We start from the raw sequence: 17,519 nt of genomic DNA on the forward strand, positions 1-17,519 counted from the left end.
CGTCAGCGCCCCATCTCCCGCCCTACGGGATAGCGCAGGTAGGCGGCATCGCTGTAGGGCGTACGGTCATAGAACCAGGCCAGGCGCTGGTCCGGGTTGGCGGCGAAGCCGGGGTCGGCCTTCAGCTTGGCCTCGAAGGCGGCTTTCAGGGCCGGGTCGGCGGCCAGCATGCGCTCGGCCAGCGGGGCGATGGCGTAGGGTTCGATATATTCCGTGCGTTGCAGGATCTCGGGGAAGAAGCCCCAGGCCAGGAACGACTCGGTGCTCTCCGCCTCCAGCAGCTGGCCGGCCAGGTCGCCCAGAGGCTGGTCGGTGGGTACGCGCACGCTGCCCTTGGGGTACAACACCGTGCGCGTCTCATGCACATACCCGGACGTGTCCAGCATGACATGGCCCTCGTTGGTCTCGGTGGCCAGCTTGGGCTCCGTCAGGCGCACGGCGTCCACCGTGATCTCGCGCGGCTGATCCTGCGTTTCCATCGCCAGGCCGTGCAGGCGCAGCCGCGCGATGATCTCCGGCTTGGTCGCCGGCACCCAATAGGCCTCGGGCCGCGCGACGGTGACGCTGGGGTGATCCAGGAAGACGGGCATGCGCACCGTGGCGCCCGGCCGCCCCAGCCAGCGCACCTCCACCCCGCCCGAGGCGGGGGAGATGTAGCTCTCATGCCGCATGGTCCGGAACTCCACGCTGGCGCTGGGCGTCTTCTCCACCTCGAACGCCACGGGCAGGGTGACGGGGCGGCGGTCACGGTCGGACGCCACGGCCTGACGCAGGGCAGCACCCTGTTCCGCCAGCAGGGTCAGCGACCGCTCGATCAGCACATAGGTGCCCAGCACCCGCTGGCGATAGGGCTTCAGCGAGTGGTTCTCCACCAGCACGGTGGGGATATGCGCCAGGTTGCCGTAGCCGATGGAATAGCGCAGGGGCGTGGTGCCGCCGGCGATGCCGCCCTCCGGCTTGCGGCCGTCGGCCTCCGTCACCAGGGGGCCGGGGACGTGGCCGGCCTTGGCCAGGGCTTGGCCCACCTCCGTCTTGAAGGGGCCCGCCAGCCAGCGGTCGATGGCGGGGGAGAACAGGTCTCCAGCGGCACCCTCGTCGTTGCCGAAGGTGATGTCATAGGCGTAGTCCATGCCGTCGGTGACATGGATGTCCAGGTACAGGTCCGGCTGGTAGCGGCGGATCAAGGCGATCATGGCCCGCATCTCGGGCGTGTCCAGCTTGCCGTAGTCGCGGTTGAGGTTCAGGTTCTGCGCCGTGGTGCGCCAGCCCTGGTTCATGGGGCCGCGCTGGTTGGGCCGGTTGTAGGCGCCGGCGCGCTCATGTCCATCAACGTTGAAGATGGGCACGAACAGCAGGTTCACGCGGTTCAGCAGGCCGTCTTTGCCCCGCTGGGTGATGTCGCGCAGCAGCATCAGCCCGGCGTCCTTGCCGTCGATCTCGCCGGCGTGGATGCCGGCCTGCACCAGCAGCAGAGGCTTGGCCGGGTCCGGCTTGCCGTCGATCAGGCCCTTGGCCGCCAGCACCGCCACCATCTCCCGCCCCTCGGGCGACACACCGAACACCTCCTGCCGCAGCAGGGGTGATGCCGCGACCAGCCGGTCGATGAAGGCGCGGGTCTCATCATAGCTGGGCGTGGCGGTCAGGCCCGTCAGCTCCGCCGGGGTGGCCCAGGGATCAGTCGCCGGCACCACCAGCTTTTCCGACGCGCCGTGCCAGGGAGGCAGCGGCGGCAGGAAGTCCGTGTCCCAGGGGCCGGTCTGGGGCCCGGTCCGGGGGCCGGGCGCGGCCGCCAAGGCGGGGGCGGCGACGGACAGCATCAGGATGGCGCAGAGCGCCAGGCGATGAGGGTGGGGCATGGGCGGGACTCGGGATGGGCGAAGAGATGGGAATCGACCATCACCCGGCGGACCGGGGGCTTTCAAGAATGCTTTTGCCAGAACACCGAAAGCGCAAAAGCCCGGCTGGACAGGCCAGCCGGGCTTTTGGATTTGGTGGAGCTAAGCGGGATCGAACCGCTGACCTCTACAATGCCATTGTAGCGCTCTCCCAGCTGAGCTATAGCCCCGAACCTTGGAATTCGGACACCGCTTCTGGGGCCCCATGACCTGGGCGGCGGCGGTGAGGCCGGGAATATGCGCAGATGCGGGGCGGAGATCAAGCGCGCAATTTCATCCGCGACCCTGGCATGTCTTTCAGTCATGTGACAGGTGGCACCGCCATCCTCGGCATTGGAAAAGAAAAAGTAGCGGCAGGGCCAGTCAATCGGATCAGAAACACAAAAGGCCGGCTGAGTCGTCAGCCGGCCTTTCGGAATTTGGTGGAGCTAAGCGGGATCGAACCGCTGACCTCTACAATGCCATTGTAGCGCTCTCCCAGCTGAGCTATAGCCCCAAACCATTTTTAACTCGGTCCGCGCCGCCTGGGGGCTGGCGTGGTGTGGGCGGGAATATGCTCAGATGCGCCGGCCGGATCAAGAGAAAAATCGGGGATTTCCAAACTTTTTTCCGGAACGGCCAACGCCCTGAAATTGCTCAGACTTTAGCGGTCCTCGTCGCCACCTTCGACGTCGACCACCTCGCCCATGTCATCCTCGTCGCCCAGTTCCTCGGCGTCCTCCAGCAGGACGTCCTCATCATCGTCGCCGGGCACCTCGTCGGCGGTCTCGGCTTCCTCCAGGTCATCGACCTCCAGGTCGACTTCGGCCTCTTCCAAGGCCTCTTCCTTCTCCTCGTCCTCGACCTCCACGCCGGTGTCCTCGTCATCCAGGACCGGCTTCTTGGTGTCGTCGGCCAGGATGGGACGGGCGCGGCGGGACTTCAGCAGGGCCTCAGGATCGAACACGGTCGAGCACGAGGGGCAAGTCGGCGGATTCTTCCGCATGTCGTAATAGCGGGTGCCGCAGTTCGGGCAGATCCGCTTGGTGCCCCATTCCGGTTTCGCCACGGCAATCCTCCGTCAAAAACACGCGTGACGACGGCCCGGGCCGGCCATGTCCACGCTTCATATAAAAAGGTACAGGAGCGGGCGTTTGCCATGAAGCCCGCCCCCTGTCAAACGTGAATCCTCGAAGACACCCACAAGGGGGCGCTTTCGTCCCATGCGGCGGCGCCCATCGGGGCCCCCTGGGCAGTCCCCGGGCCCCAACGCCTTGCGCGGCGGCGGGGGTAGGGCCATCCTGGACGCTGTTCCGCCCCGCCATTCCAGGGACTCCAATCCCCATGTCCGCGCCCGCCTTGTCCACCTGGATCTCATCCCCCGTCCCGCCGCTGGGCGGCACGGTGGTGGTGCCGGGCGACGCCGCCATCGCGGCGCGCGCCCTGGTGCTGGCGGCGCTGGCCGTGGGGGAGAGCCGGGTGACGGGCGCCCCCGTCGGGCTGGAGCCGCTGGTGCGGGCCCTGTGCACGCTGGGGGCCCATCTTGAGCCACTGGGCGAGGGCGCCTGGCGGGTCCACGGCGTGGGCGTTGGCGGCCTGCGCCAGGCCCCGGGCCTGCTGGACGTCGGCCCCGACGGCCTGGCCTTCGCCTTGCTGGCCGGCCTCTTGGCCACGCAAGGGGGCGAGACCTTCCTCACCACCGGCCATCCTGCCGCCACCACTTTCCTGAAGACGGCATTGCCTCCATTGGCGCGCATGGGGGCGGCCTTCACTCCCGCCGGTGACGGGCTGGGCGGCTTCCATCCCCCGTTGTTGGTGCGCGGCACGGCCCGGCCGGTGCCGGTGGACCACCGGCCGCTGGCCCCGGTGGCGTGCGAGGTGAAGTCCGCCCTGCTGCTGGCCGCGCTCAACGTCGCCGGCCGCACCACGGTGGTGGAGGAAACGCCCACCGCCGACCATACCGAACGCCTGTTGCGCCAGTTCGGCGCCACTGTCACCGCCCGCCACCAGCCGGACGGCGCCTGGGCCGTCAGTATCGACGGCCAGCGGGAACTGCGGCCGGCCAGGGTGGCGGTGCCGGGCGACGCCTCCCTGGCGGGCGCCGCCCTGGTGGCCGCCGCCCTGCGCCCCGGCCCCGGCATCGCGCTGCCCCACGTCGGCGTCAATGAACACCGCATCGCCCTGCTTCCCGTGCTGCGCGACATGGGCGTGGGCGACATGGGCGCCATCCGGGCGGCGGCGGGTCAGGCCGCCAGCGAGGGCGAACCCGTGGCCGACCTGCGGCTGCACCCGCCAGCGCATGCCTTGCACGGGGTTGAGGTCGCGGCCGCATCCCTCAGCACCGGTGAGCTGGCGCTGGTGGCGGTGGCGGCGTCTTGCGCCCGGGGCACGACGGTGCTGCGCGGCCTGCCCCTTCGCCTGGCCCGAATGGTGCCGTCCCTGGTGGCGGCCTTGGGCGCCTGCGGAGTCACGGTGTCGGCAGGGGCGGATGTCCTGACCGTCACCGGCGACGGCCAGCCGCCGCAGGGCGGGGCGACGGTGGAGGTCGATGCCGACCTGGCGCCGGCCTTCCTGGCGCTGGGCACCGCAGCTGCGCACCCCATAGCCGTGCGGTCCAGCCTGGGCCCGGCGGCCGCCTCCTTGCTCAACGCCCTTGGCGCCGCCATCACGCAAGAGTGAGGGGTGGGGCCGGCTTGCCAGGCGGGGCGGGCGGTGTTAGGCCACCGGCCTGTCCCCCTTCCGGTTCCACTTGCTCGGCGAAGGCGCCCCATCCCCATGACTTCTTCCTTCATCGTCGCCATCGACGGCCCGGCCGCCAGCGGCAAGGGCACGCTGGCCCGCCGCCTGGCCGCCACCCTGGGCTTCGCCCACCTGGACACGGGCGCGCTGTACCGCGCGGTGGGGTTGACGCTGTTGCGGGCCGGCCATGCGCCGGACGACACGCAGGCCGCCATCGCCGCCGCCCAGGGCCTCGATCCCGCCACCGTGCTGCCCCTGATGAACGACCCGGCGCTGCGCCAGGACGCGGTGGCGGTCGCTGCCTCCAAGGTCTCGGTGGTGCCCGAGGTGCGGGCGGCCCTGTTGGATTTCCAGCGCAATTTCGCCAACCACCCGCCCGGCGGCGCGAAAGGCGCGGTGCTGGACGGCCGCGATGTCGGCACCGTGGTCTGCCCCGACGCGCCCGCCAAGCTCTATGTGACCGCCGACGTTGAGGTCCGCGCCCGGCGCCGTTTGTCGGAGTTGCGGAATACTGGCGCTGAGGCTATATACGAGGCCGTCCTGGAGGACATGAAAGTTCGTGATGCGCGTGACAGTCAACGGGCGGTGGCACCGCTGAAGCCCGCTGTCGACGCGTTTTTGCTTGATACGTCCATGATGGATGCCGAACAGGCATTCGTCGCCGCCACGGACTTCATCCGCTCCAGACCCGCGTTTCCCGGCTTCCTTTAAAACGGACGGTTAGGCCGCGCGGCCCCCAACTCAACCCAAGTCGCCGGGCATGGTGTCCGACGCCATGGGCCAAGTTAACCTCCTGTCGGCCGGGCGTCTGCCGGGGGGTTGGAACGGGCCTGTGCTGGATCCACTCAAGGAGTTTAAATGGCCCAGGTTTCCGCCGCCAAGTCCCAAGACCGTGGGATGAAGGAAAGTTTCGCCGCCCTTCTGGAAGAGTCGCTCGGCACGAGCGAGAGCCTCGAAGGCACGGTGGTTAAGGGCACCGTTCTCAACATCGAGAACGACATGGTGCTCATCGACGTTGGTCTGAAGTCCGAAGGCCGGGTCGCGCTGAAGGAATTCGCCGTCCCCGGTCAGCCGGTTGAGCTGAAGATCGGCGACACGGTCGAGGTCTACCTCGAGCGCATGGAAGACAAGCACGGCGAAGCCATGCTGTCGCGCGAGAAGGCCAAGCGCGAAGAGGCCTGGACCCAGCTGGAGCGTGCGTTCACCGAACAGCAGCGCGTCACCGGCATCATCTTCGGCCGCGTCAAGGGCGGCTTCACGGTCGACCTGTCGGGCGCCGTGGCCTTCCTGCCGGGCAGCCAGGTGGACATCCGCCCGGTGCGCGACATCTCCCCGCTGATGGGCACCCCGCAGCCCTTCCAGATCCTGAAGATGGACCGCTCGCGCGGCAACATCGTCGTGTCGCGTCGCGCCGTTCTGGAAGAGAGCCGCGCCGAGGCCCGTTCGGAGCTGGTGGCCAACCTCAAGGAAGGCCAGGTTCTGCAGGGTGTGGTCAAGAACATCACCGACTACGGCGCGTTCGTGGATCTGGGTGGTGTCGACGGCCTGCTGCACGTCACCGACATCGCCTGGCGCCGCATCAACCACCCCTCGGAAGCCCTGCAGATCGGCCAGACCGTTACGGTCCAGGTCGTCCGCTTCAACTCCGAAACCCAGCGCATCAGCCTGGGCATGAAGCAGCTTGAGGCTGATCCGTGGGAAGGCGTGGAAGCCAAGTACCCGGTCGGCGCCAAGTTCAAGGGCCGCGTCACCAACATCACCGACTACGGCGCCTTCGTGGAGCTGGAGCCCGGCATCGAGGGTCTGGTGCACGTCTCCGAGATGTCCTGGACCAAGAAGAACGTCCACCCCGGCAAGATCGTCTCCACCTCCCAGGAGGTCGAGGTCATGGTGCTGGACGTGGATCCGCAGAAGCGCCGCATCTCCCTGGGCCTCAAGCAGTGCCTGGACAACCCGTGGGAGACGTTCGTCGACAAGTTCCCGGCCGGCACCGAGCTGGAAGGCGAGGTCAAGAACATCACCGAGTTCGGTCTGTTCGTTGGTCTGCCGGGCGACATCGACGGCATGGTCCACATGTCCGACCTCGACTGGAACAAGTCGGGTGAAGAGGCCATCCAGGACTACAAGAAGGGCGATCACGTCCGCGTGAAGGTCCTGGACGTCGACGTGGAAAAGGAACGCATCAGCCTGGGCATCAAGCAGCTGGCCAGCGATCCGTTCGAAGCCACCGTCGCCGGCGTCAAGAAGAACGACGTCGTCACCTGCACCGTCACCGCCATCACCGAGGGCGGCATCGAGGTGTCGGTCGTCGACGGCTTCACCGGCTTCATCCGCAAGTCCGACCTGTCGCGTGAGCGTTCCGAGCAGCGCCCGGACCGTTTCGCCGTCGGCGAGAAGGTCGACGCCAAGGTCACGCAGATCGATCGCGCCAGCCGCAAGATCGGCCTGTCGATCAAGGCGAAGGAAGTCGAGGAAGAGAAGCAGGCGATGGCCGAGTTCGGTTCGTCCGACTCGGGCGCTTCGCTGGGCGATATCCTGGGCGCCGCGCTGAAGCGCGCCCAGAAGGACAAGGACGAGGCCTGAGACTTGGTCCGTCAGGACTGAGTTTCAGGGCCCATCCGGGTCTTGAGTAGGAAAAGGCCGTCCCCGGGCAACCGGGGGCGGCTTTTTTCTTATCCAGCCGGCTTGGCCGGACGGAGGAGCTCGACGGGGAGGGCCCCCGAAAGGCTGAGTTCAATCAGCGATAATGCAAGAGTATGAAGACCTTACCCTTGCCAGGACGGGTCCGCTCCGGCACAGTTGAGGGAGGACGGGCGGCGACGGAGGCCGTGACCCCGACCCCACGGGGGCCTAGCCGAGGCCTGCCACCAGGGGAAGCGGGGCGCGGTATCAGGACCTGCTAGGCGTGGGTGGATGTACGCCCAGGCCGTCGGCCTGCCGGGAGGCACCAACGACACGATAAAGATAGCGTTCCCGCGAGACCGGGACCGATTGCCCAAGGGGGAATTGCCGATGACCAAGTCGGAACTCATCATGCGGCTGGCGGAACTCAATCCGCACCTCTACCAGCGCGATGTGGAAAAGATCGTCACCACCATCTTCGACGAGATCACCGAGGCTCTGGCCCGGGGTGACCGGGTGGAGTTGCGCGGCTTCGGTGCCTTCTCCGTGAAACGGCGCGACGCCCGTACCGGCCGCAACCCCCGCACGGGCCAGGCGGTGGACGTGGATGAGAAGTTCATTCCCTTCTTCAAGACGGGCAAGCAGCTGCGTGAGCAGTTGAACACCGACTGATAGCCCCCATCTGTGGGACCCGGTCCCGGCGGTTCCGTCGGGACCTTCTCGGCGCCGCCCCAGGGGCCGCCCCATCCGGGGGCGGTCCAGGGCGGCCGTTGCCAGTGGAGCGGCCAGTGCTGCGTTACCTTTCCTGGATCGTGTCCATACCCCTGGCCCTCGTCGCCATCGACTTCGCCATCGTGAATGAGGAGTTGGTGCGCCTGACGCTGTGGCCGCTGGACGGCGCGGTGGTGGCGCCGTCCTTTGCGGTGGTGTTCGTGTCCCTGCTGGTGGGCTTCCTCGCCGGCGGCCTGATTTCCTGGCTGTCGGCCGGCAAGCACCGCCGGGCCCTGCGCAAGGAGCGGGCGCGGGGCGACCAGCTGCAGCGCGACCTGGACGCGGCCCGCTTGCACGCGGCCGATCTGGAAAAGCGCATTGCCGCCGCCGACCGGGCCGCGGGTGCGGCGGCGGCCCCGCCCGCCGACGTGCGGGTGATGTCGCTGCGCTAGTTGGCTTGCCCTCAAGCGCCGGGCGCGGCCATCCGGCCGCTTGGCTTCCTCGTTTTCCAGTCCGCTGACACTCTCCGGAAAACTGTGGCGGATGCGGTCGCATCCTGCAGCGGCATGAAATGATTTCATGCCGCTGGTTTGACGTGTTGGGTTACAGGCGGCTCTCAGCGGCCCGCCTTTTCCTTTTCCGTTTTCGCCGCCTCATCCGCCAGACGCTTGTCCAGGCGGGCGGTCACCGCCTCGCCGTAGCGATGGCAGGCGGTCTCGTCCACCAGGGGCAGGGTGGCGTTGGGGCCCAGGCGCTTCCACATCTGCGAGGCGTCGGGATGGGGCGTCAGCAGGATGTCGCAGGGCAGGGCGGCCATGGTGGCGATGGCTTGGCGGAAGCGGGCCAGCACCCCCGGATGCGCTGCCTCGTCCGAATAGCGGTAGACGTCGTCGGTGTAGGCGCTGAGGCTGTCGGCGTAGACGATGTGGTGGCAGCGGCCATCCTGGCAGCTGTCCCAGGTCCAGGTGGTGGCGCCCGGCGTGTGGCCCGGCGTGGCATGGGCCGTCAGGCGGATGGGGCCCAGGGTCACCTCTTCCCCGTCCTTCAGGCGCTTCACATGCGGGATGGCGGGGAAGGCCTCGATGCTCAGGTACTGCGGGTCGCCCCGGTCGCCCTTGCCGTGCTCCAGCGCGCCGGCCGCGGCCGACAGGGCCATGACCGTGGCACCCGAGTCCCGCTGCAACTGGGCGATGCCCCCGGCGTGGTCCAGGTGCTCATGGCTGTTCAGGATGATGCGCACATCCTCCACCTTGAAACCCAGGGCGCGGATATTGGCCTCGATCAGCGGGGCCGCCTTCTCCGTGGCGCCGTCGATCAGCACATGGCCTTGTGGCGAGGTGATGAGGATGGAGGACAGGCCGCAGGTGCCGACGTACCACGTATCGGCATAGATATGCAGCGGCGCCGCCGGCATGTTCCAGTCCGCCCCCTCCGGACAGGCCGCCGCCGGCTGCGTCATCGTCCGCGGCGTCGGCTCGGCAGCCCCGACCTCGGCAGCCATGACGGGGGCGGCAACGCCGCACAACAGAAGGGCGGCGAGGGCGAGGCGCAGGGTCATGGGAGGCGGTCCGAGGTCTTGGGGAGGGGAAACTTCCGCGTGTGTGACCGCCAATTCTGGCTAAAAAAGGGCCGGTGCGTCACTCGCCACGCACTAGATGGTAGCGTTTTCCGCTACCGGGGCCGGCGCTTGCGGCCGCGCCAGTCGGGCTTGCGGCTGCCCTCGCCGGCCGGCCGGTTGGCAGCGGCCTTGGGCGGGCGGTTTCCGCGCACGGCGCGGTAGCGGGCCACCAGGGCGATAAAGGGTGCGCGCAGCCGCTCCACCAGTGTGTCGTCCCCCTCCAGCTTGGCCAGGGCGAAGGCGCCGGCCTCAAGCGTCGACACGCTTTCGCGCCGGGGCTCGCGGCGCAGGTTGCCGTAGGCGGAAACGAAATCCGGATGGACGATCAGGCGGCGCAGCTTCAGCAGCCAGGCGTTGCGCCACCATAGGGCCTTGGCCTGCGACCAGGACCCGTCCAGCAGGATGATGCCCTCCAGGTCGGCCAGCACGGTGGGGTCCTCCACCGTCTGGCCCTTCCTGTCCACAAGGCGCAGGGTACCGGGCTGTGTGGCGACGGCGTCGTCGCCCGAGCCCATGTACAGCACGGCCCAACGGCGCGGGTCGGCCTCTCTGCCCAAGGCTTTCGCCAAATTGGGCCAGGACAGCCCCACCTTCAGCCGGCCGCGCGCCAGGCCCAGGGTCAGCAGCCGGGCGCTGCCCAGTTCCACGTCCTGTTCCTGGGGATGCTGCAGCACCAGCACCTCCAGCCGAGTCTCGATGGGCGTGATACCTTCGCAAACGCAGAGGTCCAGTGGCTTGGCGCAACGGGGACAGGCGGCCGGGGCGGCGGCGGCGGGCTGGGGGGCGGCGTCTTCCGCCGGCGGCACGGTGTCGTCGGTCATCTCAACCAGCGTTCTCTTCCATGAAACGGGCCATGCGCATGGGCGTCGGGTTCCGCGCCATGGTCCTTCCCGCAGCCGCCTCCCGTGATGGGGTTAAGTCGCCTGCGACGATGACGCCTGAGCGCCGGGGCTTGACGGCGGGACCGACAAGCGTTGACGTGGACCCGGCGGGGCCCTCCCGTCAAGATTCTAGCACAGCCTACCCCGGTATAGAGCCATGGCCACCGTCACCGTCCTGCCCCGCCGCTTCACCTCCCCGCCCACGCTGGAAGAGATCGAACGCCTGGCCACCGACGCCATCGCGTCCATCCCGCCCGAGCTGCGGGTGCACATGGGCAACCTGGTGGTCCATGTCGCCGAATTCCCGGATGAGGAGACGGAACGGGAGATGGGGTTGGAAACCCCGTTCGACATCCTGGGCCTCTACCGTGGCGTCTCCCTGCCCCAGCGTGGCGCCAACGACGCCAGCCACGGGCCGGACATGATCTTCCTCTACCGCCGGCCACTGCTGGACTATTGGTGCGAAACAGGGGAGGATCTGGGCGATCTGGTGCTGAACGTCATGATCCACGAGATCGGCCACCATTTCGGCTTCACGGACGACGACATGTACGGCATCGAGGCCAACGACCCCTGAGTTTAGGGGGTACCGATATAAGAAACGATGGGCAGGCGGCTTTGGTGCCTCCGGCCGAAAGAAGGGGATGGGGTTATGGCGGCCTTCGTGTGGACCGGCCTGGTCACGCTTCTGGCGTTGTTCGTCTATTTCTGGACCATCGGACAGGTCAGTCGGGCACGCACCCGGCATGGGGTGGAGGCGCCGTCCGTGGATGGCCCGCCGGCCTTCCAGCGGGTGCTGCGCGTTCAGGTGAACACCCTGGAACAGATCGTGCTGTTCCTTCCCAGCCTGTGGCTGTTCGCCAACATCTGGGGCGACCACCAGGCGGCGGTAATCGGCCTGGCATGGCCTATCGGCCGCGTGCTGTACGCCGTGGCCTACTACGCCGATGCCAAGAAGCGCGCCGCCGGCTTCGGCCTGGCGCTGTTCGGGACCTCGGTGCTGCTGGTCGGCAGCCTCATCGGCCTGGTGCGCTACCTGCTGGGGATTTAACTGCCCGCCTGCAGCGTGGCGTCCGCCAGGCGGTAGTACAGGCCGTTGTCGTCATCACCCACCATGTGCAGCGTGCCGGTCAGGGTGATGGGCTCGTTGGTCATGGCGATGGGGGCGCTGGTCTTCACCTCCATCAGGTCGGCAGGGCCGGGCGGCGGGCAGAAGGGGCAGCTGGGCGCCATGGCGCTCAACAGGAAATGGCCGGACTTCTCCTTCTGCTCCAGCGGGATGATGAAGCCGGCGATGGTCAGGGGCTTGCCCTCCAGCGCCTGGACCTCCGGCCCGAAGGCGGCGCGCACGCGCAGCAGGCCGTTGTCCATGCTGTGCACTTCCTTGACGTCGGCCAGCTTGTCCCAGCCCAGGGTGGCCTTGGGGATGTTGGCCTGCACGGATGCCGCCGTGCCCGGTGCCGGTGCCGTGGGCGTGGCCGACGCCACCTTCTTGTCGGCCGCCAGGGCGGGCGTTCCGGCGACGGCGCTGGTGGCAATGACCGCCATCATCAGGGCGGCGGCGAATGTGCGCTTGGCCTGAACCGTCATGGCGAAATCCTTTCTCTCAACTGCCAAATGCTTTGTTGGCCCCCAATCGTGGCCGATTGAGGGCTGGGTGTGGAGCGGGGTCACCCCCGCGACAGCACCGCCGACACGTCCGTGCGATAGGCCTGGACGGCCGGAACCAGGGCGGCCAGCACCGACAGGCCGGCCGCCAGGACAAGAAGATAGGGTTCGGTGGCCGGAAACTGGAGTCCTGTGATGCCCATGTCGCGGGCCTGGGGCACCAGGCGGCCCGCCAGTTCCACCGCGCCATGGCCCAGCGCCAAGCCCAGCACAGTGCCGGCCGCCCCCATGGCCAGCGCCTCGGTCAGCAGCAGGCAGGAGACGCGCATGCGCGTGGCGCCCAGGGCGCGCATGACCGCCAGGTCATAGCGCCGCGCCTGGGTGGCGTTGTACAGCGCGACAAAGATGCTGAGCGCGGACGAGGCGACCAGCAGAAGGCCGAAACCCCGCACCGTGTCCGTGCCGATGCCCACCAGGGACAGCAGCCGCGTCATCTCCGCCGCCGGCGAGGCCGCCTGCATGGCGCTGCCGGTGTTGATGCGCCGGGGCAGCAGCGCGGCCGCGATGGGGGAGCGGTAGCGCAGCAGGACGGACGTCACTTCGCGTTCGGGTGGCGGCTGGGTCACCTGCTCGTGCTCTTCAGCATCGCCGTCGTGGTGATGATGGTGGGCGTCGTGCACCGCCCACACGCTGTCGATGGGGGTCAGCACCAGGCGGTCCACCACGCCGCCGGTGGGGGCCAGAATGCCCACCACGGTATAGGGCATGCCCTCATGCACCGCCCCGCCGGCCGACAGGCCATGGTTGCCATTGAACTGATCGCCCACCTTCAGGCCGGCGGCCCGCGCCACCTGGGCGCCCACCGTCGCCTCCATGGGCGCCTGCCATAGCCGGCCGGTCGCCACCTGGGCATGGCGCAGGGCGACGAAGGCCGGGTCGGTGCCGACGATGCGGTATCCCCGGAAGCTGTCACCCAGGGCCAGGGGGACGGCCTGGGCCACCAGCGGGTCGGATGCCAGGGCCTGCGCCTGGGACAGCGGGATGTTCCCGGTGGGAATATCGATCTGGTACAGCGCGGACAGGATCAGCTGCAGCGGACTGCCCTTGGCGCCCACCACCAGGTCGACCCCGGCGGCATCCTTGGCCAGGCGGTCCTGCACTTGCGTGCCCACCAGGATCAGCACGACGATGGTGCCGGTACCCAGCGCCAGCAGCGCCACGTTCAGGCAGGTGGTAAGGGCCGTGCGTTTCAGGTACGCCCAGGCCAGGCCGAGGGTGGTCATGCCGCCTCCGTCACGGGGCTGAGCTTGGGCAGGTCCAGCCGGTCGGATATCCGGGCGCGGGTGCGCTCGTCATGGGTGGCCACCAGCAGGGTGGCGCCGCACACCTCCGCCTGTTCCAGCAAAAGGTCCAGCACCAGGGCGCAGTTCTCGTCATCTAGGGCCGATGTCGGCTCATCCGCCAGGATCAGCTTGGGCTGGGTGACCACGGCGCGGGCGATGGCCACGCGCTGCTTTTCCCCCTGGCTCAGATGCTCCGGCTTGGCGGCCAGGCGGTTGCCCAGGCCCACGCGGTCCAGCGCCCGGGCCACGGCCCCCGCGTCGCGCGACAGGCCGGCCAGCCAGCGGGCCAGATGCAGGTTCTGGCCCACGTCCAGCGCCGCGACCAGGTGCAGGGTCTGGAAGACGATGCCGATCAGGCGCCCCCGCAGATGGTCGCGGGCGGCGGCGTCCAGGTCCCACACCGCCTGGCCGTCCAGAAGGATGCGGCCCCCGTCCGGCCGCTTCAGGCCGGCCAGGGCATGGATCAGGGTGGTCTTGCCGCTGCCGCTGGGGCCCAGCAGCAGGCAATGCCGGCCCGCCTCCACCGACCACTGGGGAATATCCAGCACCGGCCGGCCCGCGATGGCGTGGCGCAGACCGGTGACGTCGATAAGGGGCATGGGACCTGTATCCTGCCGCGTTGCCGAACCCCGGCGGCTGCCACCGGCGGGACGGGCGCATCTTGGGCGGCGCCGCGACGTCCGGCAAGCGGGAAGGGGTGGGCCGGATGTCGCGGCCCTACCTTCTTGGAGAGGGGGACCGGGTGAGCATTTGATTCCCGTGTCCGAGGTTGCTACAGTCGCCGCAGATGTCTTGGCACTCCCGGAATAAGGGTAAGGCATTGGAAAATAATCGGAAAATTTCAATCCTGTTCGTTTGCACGGGCAACATCTGCCGTTCCCCCACGGCGGAGGGCGTGATGCGCCGCCGCCTGGCCATGGATGGCCTGGCCGACGATGTGACGGTGGCAAGCGCCGGCACCCACGGCTATCACGTGGGGGAGGCGCCGGACATCCGGGCGGTCGAGGCGGCGCGCCATCGCGGCGTCGATCTGTCGGCGCTGCGGGCCCGCCGCGTGGACGCGGATGATTTCGAGCGGTACGACATGGTGCTGGCCATGGACCGCGATCATCTGGATTTCCTGCGTCGCCTGGCGCCACCCAAACACCGCGACCGGGTGCAGCTGTTCCTGGACTACGCCCCCGACCATAAGGGTCACGACGTGCCCGATCCCTATTATGGGTCGGAGGACCAGTTCGACACCGTGCTGGACATGATCGAGGCCGCGGCCGACGGCCTGCTGGACGAGGTCCAGCGCCGGCTGGGGCGCAAGGCGGGCTAGGGAAACGGACTCGGCTTGGCGGGCCGGGGGCGCTATACCTAAGGGCCCCATCGTTCCCGTCCTACCGGATTTAGTGCCGTGCCCGATACCACCGATACCGCATCCCCGGCGTCCTCCGCCCAAGGCGTAACGCCCATGATGGCGCAGTACCTGGAGATCAAGGCCCAGCACCCGGGCGCCCTGCTGTTCTACCGCATGGGTGATTTTTACGAGATGTTCTTCGACGACGCGGTGGCCGCCGCTCGCGCGCTGGACATCACGCTGACCAAGCGCGGCCTGCATCTGGGGGAAGAGATCCCCATGTGCGGCGTGCCGGTGCATTCGCACGAGAACTATCTGTCACGCCTCATCCGCCTGGGCTTCCGCGTCGCCATCTGCGAGCAGACCGAGGACCCGGCGGAGGCGCGCAAGCGCGGTGGCAAGGCGGTGGTGCGGCGCGAGGTGGTGCGCGTCGTCACCCCCGGTACCATCACCGAGGACGGCCTGCTGGACGCCCGGTCCAACAACTACCTGGCGGCATTGGCCGAGGTGGGCGGCGCCCTGGGCCTGGCCTGGCTGGACCTGTCGACCGGGGAGCTGACCCTGCAGCCGGTGGAACGCGCGGCCCTGCCGGCCGCCCTGGCCCGCCTGGCGCCGGGTGAGCTGCTGGTGTCCGAACGCCTGACGCAGCAGCCGGAGCTGTTCGAGCTGTGGGCCGAGTGGCGCGACCAGCTGACGGTGCAGCCTAACGCCCGATTCGACAGCGAGAACGGCCGCCAGCGCCTGCTGGACCTGTATGGCGTGGGCACACTGGACGCCTTCGGCAGCTTCAGCCGGGCGGAGGTGGCGGCCGCCGGCTCCCTGGTCGATTATGTGGAACTGACGCAAAAGGGCCGGGTGCCCCGCCTGGACCGGCCGCGCCGCCTGGCGCTGGGCGCGGTCATGGAGATCGACCCGGCTTCCCGCCGCAACCTGGAACTCAGCCGCACGCTGACGGGGGAAAAGCGCGGCAGCCTCCTGGGCGCTATCGACCGTACGGTCACCGGTGCCGGCGCCCGCCTGCTGGCGGCCCACTTGGCCTCCCCCCTCACCGATCCCATCGCCATCGGCCGGCGCCTGGACACGGTGGCCTATTTCGTGGAGCAGGGCGGTTTGCGGGCCGACATCCGCGCGCACCTGGGCCGGGCGCCGGATATCGGGCGCGCGCTGTCCCGCCTCAGCCTGGGCCGGGGCAGCCCGCGCGACCTGGCGGGGGTGCGCGACGGCCTGGGCCGCGCCCGTGACATCTGCGACACCTTCCCGGCCGAGGCGCTGCGCGGCGCCCTGGAACCGCCGCTGCCCCCAGGCCTTCTCGACGCCCTGCACGGCGTGAAGGTGCCGGCCGACCTGGTGTCCATGCTGGCGGCGGCCCTGGGCCCGGACCTGCCGCTGAACGCCCGCGACGGCGGCTTCATCGCCCAGGGCTATTCGGCCCCCCTGGATGAACTGAAGGAGTTGCGCGACGACTCGCGCCGCCTCATCGCCAACCTCCAGGCCCGCTATGCCGGGGATACGGGCATCAGCACCCTGAAGATTCGGCACAACAACGTGCTGGGCTATTACATCGAGGTCACCGCCCAGCACGGCGACAAGCTGATGGCGGCGGAACAGCGCGGCACCTACATCCACCGCCAGACCCTGGCCAACGCCATGCGCTTCACCACGGTGGAGCTGTCGGACCTGGAACGTCGCGTGGCGGAGGCGGGCGACAAGGCGCTGGCCCTGGAACTGGCCCTGTTCGAGGAACTGACCCAGGCGGTCCTGGCCAGGGCCGACGACATCGCCTCCACCGCCCAGGCGCTGGCGTCGCTGGATGTGGCGACCTCGCTGGCCGACATCGCGGTGGAATGCCGCTGGTGCCGCCCGGTGGTGGACGACAGCCGCGAATTCCGCATCGTGCGCGGCCGGCATCCGGTGGTGGAGGCGGCACTGGTGGCCGCCGCCAGCGGGCCCTTCGTCGCCAATGACTGCGACCTGTCGGACGCCAACCGCCTGTGGCTGCTGACCGGCCCCAACATGGCCGGCAAGTCGACCTTCCTGCGCCAGAACGCCCTGGTGGCCGTGCTGGCGCAGATGGGCAGCTTCGTGCCCGCCGATGCCGCCCACATCGGTGCCGTCGACCGGCTGTTCAGCCGCGTGGGTGCCGCCGACGACCTGGCGCGCGGCCGTTCCACCTTCATGGTGGAAATGGTGGAGACGGCGGCCATCCTGAACCAGGCCACGGGGCGCAGCCTTGTCATCCTCGATGAGATCGGGCGTGGTACCGCCACCTTCGACGGCCTGTCCATCGCCTGGGCGGCGGTGGAGCACCTGCATGAGGTCACGCGCTGCCGCGCCCTGTTCGCCACCCACTACCATGAGCTGACGACCCTGTCGTCCAAGCTGCCGTCGCTGGCGTGCCACACCATGCGCATCAAGGAATGGCAGGGCGACGTGGTGTTCCTGCATGAGGTGGCCGCCGGCGCCGCCGACCGCAGCTATGGCATCCACGTGGCCCGCCTGGCCGGGCTGCCGGCCACCGTCATCAGCCGGGCGGAGGAGGTGCTGGCCATCCTGGAGGCGGGCGACCAAGGCAGCGCCGTGACGCGGCTGGCCGACGATCTGCCCCTGTTCAGCGCGCCCGTGCGCCGCGCACCGGAGCCCGCCGCGGCGCCGCCGCCAGAATCGCCGGCGCTGGCGGCGCTGAAGTCCGTTAGCCCGGATGAGCTGACGCCGCGCCAGGCGCTGGAAGAGCTGTACCGGCTGAAGGGGTTGTTGCAGGGCGCCCACTGAGGCGGGGCGGGC

General features: G+C 69.0%; 16 protein-coding genes and 2 tRNA genes. 9 read left to right on the forward strand and 9 right to left on the reverse strand.

Translation table 11 applies throughout. The features are described from left to right. Nucleotides 1-2: 2 nt before the first annotated feature. The 4 genes from FBZ87_RS14650 to FBZ87_RS14665 form a co-directional block, all read right to left on the reverse strand. Nucleotides 3-1,856, reverse strand: coding sequence for a M14 family metallopeptidase (locus FBZ87_RS14650; RefSeq protein WP_186454756.1), 1,854 nt, complete (start codon nucleotides 1,854-1,856; stop codon nucleotides 3-5). Between the two features lie 133 nt (nucleotides 1,857-1,989). Continuing rightward, nucleotides 1,990-2,065: transfer RNA gene (locus FBZ87_RS14655), tRNA-Ala, on the reverse strand. 250 nt (nucleotides 2,066-2,315) lie between these two features. Continuing rightward, a tRNA-Ala gene (locus tag FBZ87_RS14660) sits at nucleotides 2,316-2,391 on the reverse strand. Between the two features lie 147 nt (nucleotides 2,392-2,538). Further along, nucleotides 2,539-2,943 (reverse strand): TIGR02300 family protein, encoded by a 405-nt coding sequence (locus FBZ87_RS14665; RefSeq protein WP_145610996.1) that lies wholly within the window; start codon nucleotides 2,941-2,943, stop codon nucleotides 2,539-2,541. Nucleotides 2,944-3,218: 275 nt separating this feature from the next. Here FBZ87_RS14665 and FBZ87_RS14670 point away from each other — a divergent pair, with 275 nt between their 5' ends. The 5 genes from FBZ87_RS14670 (at nucleotide 3,219) to FBZ87_RS14690 (ending at nucleotide 8,398) form a co-directional block, all read left to right on the forward strand. Further along, complete coding sequence (locus FBZ87_RS14670; RefSeq protein ID WP_145610997.1) at nucleotides 3,219-4,553, forward strand: 3-phosphoshikimate 1-carboxyvinyltransferase; 1,335 nt, start codon at nucleotides 3,219-3,221, stop codon at nucleotides 4,551-4,553. A gap of 96 nt (nucleotides 4,554-4,649) precedes the next feature. Beyond that, nucleotides 4,650-5,324: a (d)CMP kinase gene (gene cmk, locus FBZ87_RS14675; RefSeq protein WP_145610998.1), complete on the forward strand. Its 675-nt coding sequence runs from the start codon at nucleotides 4,650-4,652 to the stop codon at nucleotides 5,322-5,324. A 147-nt stretch (nucleotides 5,325-5,471) separates the two neighbouring features. Further along, nucleotides 5,472-7,196: a 30S ribosomal protein S1 gene (gene rpsA, locus FBZ87_RS14680; RefSeq protein WP_004272478.1), complete on the forward strand. Its 1,725-nt coding sequence runs from the start codon at nucleotides 5,472-5,474 to the stop codon at nucleotides 7,194-7,196. Between the two features lie 429 nt (nucleotides 7,197-7,625). Then, nucleotides 7,626-7,907: an integration host factor subunit beta gene (gene ihfB / locus FBZ87_RS14685; protein WP_040845205.1), complete on the forward strand. Its 282-nt coding sequence runs from the start codon at nucleotides 7,626-7,628 to the stop codon at nucleotides 7,905-7,907. A 116-nt stretch (nucleotides 7,908-8,023) separates the two neighbouring features. Then, the gene (locus FBZ87_RS14690; protein WP_186291181.1) at nucleotides 8,024-8,398 is read left to right on the forward strand and encodes a lipopolysaccharide assembly protein LapA domain-containing protein; all 375 of its coding nucleotides are present in this window, start codon (nucleotides 8,024-8,026) and stop codon (nucleotides 8,396-8,398) included. Nucleotides 8,399-8,562: 164 nt separating this feature from the next. Here the strand turns inward: FBZ87_RS14690 and bla are convergent, their stop codons facing one another. Together bla and FBZ87_RS14700 are read right to left on the reverse strand one after the other, a co-directional pair. Beyond that, nucleotides 8,563-9,504 carry a subclass B3 metallo-beta-lactamase gene (bla, locus tag FBZ87_RS14695; protein WP_211106945.1) on the reverse strand — a complete coding sequence of 314 codons (942 nt, stop codon included), beginning with the start codon at nucleotides 9,502-9,504 and terminating at the stop codon, nucleotides 8,563-8,565. 113 nt (nucleotides 9,505-9,617) lie between these two features. Then, nucleotides 9,618-10,385: a tRNA-uridine aminocarboxypropyltransferase gene (locus tag FBZ87_RS14700; protein WP_145611000.1), complete on the reverse strand. Its 768-nt coding sequence runs from the start codon at nucleotides 10,383-10,385 to the stop codon at nucleotides 9,618-9,620. Between the two features lie 217 nt (nucleotides 10,386-10,602). Here FBZ87_RS14700 and FBZ87_RS14705 point away from each other — a divergent pair, with 217 nt between their 5' ends. Then, nucleotides 10,603-11,022 carry a metallopeptidase family protein gene (locus FBZ87_RS14705; RefSeq protein WP_145611001.1) on the forward strand — a complete coding sequence of 140 codons (420 nt, stop codon included), beginning with the start codon at nucleotides 10,603-10,605 and terminating at the stop codon, nucleotides 11,020-11,022. Nucleotides 11,023-11,097: 75 nt separating this feature from the next. After that, nucleotides 11,098-11,496 (forward strand): MAPEG family protein, encoded by a 399-nt coding sequence (locus tag FBZ87_RS14710; protein WP_145611003.1) that lies wholly within the window; start codon nucleotides 11,098-11,100, stop codon nucleotides 11,494-11,496. On the opposite strand, the gene FBZ87_RS14715 is transcribed toward FBZ87_RS14710, so the two are convergent. From FBZ87_RS14715 to FBZ87_RS14725, 3 genes are all read right to left on the reverse strand, one after another. Then, the gene (locus FBZ87_RS14715) at nucleotides 11,493-12,035 is read right to left on the reverse strand and encodes a DUF3299 domain-containing protein (RefSeq protein WP_145611004.1); all 543 of its coding nucleotides are present in this window, start codon (nucleotides 12,033-12,035) and stop codon (nucleotides 11,493-11,495) included. The two genes, FBZ87_RS14710 and FBZ87_RS14715, sit on opposite strands and share 4 nt — an antisense overlap. Before the next feature lie 80 nt (nucleotides 12,036-12,115). Beyond that, nucleotides 12,116-13,336, reverse strand: a complete 1,221-nt coding sequence (locus FBZ87_RS14720) for an ABC transporter permease (RefSeq protein WP_145611005.1) — start codon at nucleotides 13,334-13,336, stop codon at nucleotides 12,116-12,118. After that, nucleotides 13,333-13,995: an ABC transporter ATP-binding protein gene (locus FBZ87_RS14725; protein ID WP_145611006.1), complete on the reverse strand. Its 663-nt coding sequence runs from the start codon at nucleotides 13,993-13,995 to the stop codon at nucleotides 13,333-13,335. The genes FBZ87_RS14720 and FBZ87_RS14725 overlap by 4 nt, the downstream gene beginning before the upstream one ends. Before the next feature lie 188 nt (nucleotides 13,996-14,183). Between FBZ87_RS14725 and FBZ87_RS14730 the strand changes: the two genes are divergently transcribed. Together FBZ87_RS14730 and mutS are read left to right on the forward strand one after the other, a co-directional pair. Next, nucleotides 14,184-14,717, forward strand: a complete 534-nt coding sequence (locus FBZ87_RS14730) for a low molecular weight protein-tyrosine-phosphatase (RefSeq protein ID WP_145611007.1) — start codon at nucleotides 14,184-14,186, stop codon at nucleotides 14,715-14,717. A 135-nt stretch (nucleotides 14,718-14,852) separates the two neighbouring features. Continuing rightward, a complete protein-coding gene (gene mutS, locus FBZ87_RS14735) occupies nucleotides 14,853-17,507 on the forward strand; it encodes a DNA mismatch repair protein MutS (protein ID WP_145611156.1) in 2,655 nt (884 codons plus the stop codon). The last annotated feature ends 12 nt before the right edge of the window (nucleotides 17,508-17,519 follow it).

This window comes from Nitrospirillum amazonense, from assembly GCF_007828035.1.
Classification (GTDB): domain Bacteria; phylum Pseudomonadota; class Alphaproteobacteria; order Azospirillales; family Azospirillaceae; genus Nitrospirillum; species Nitrospirillum amazonense.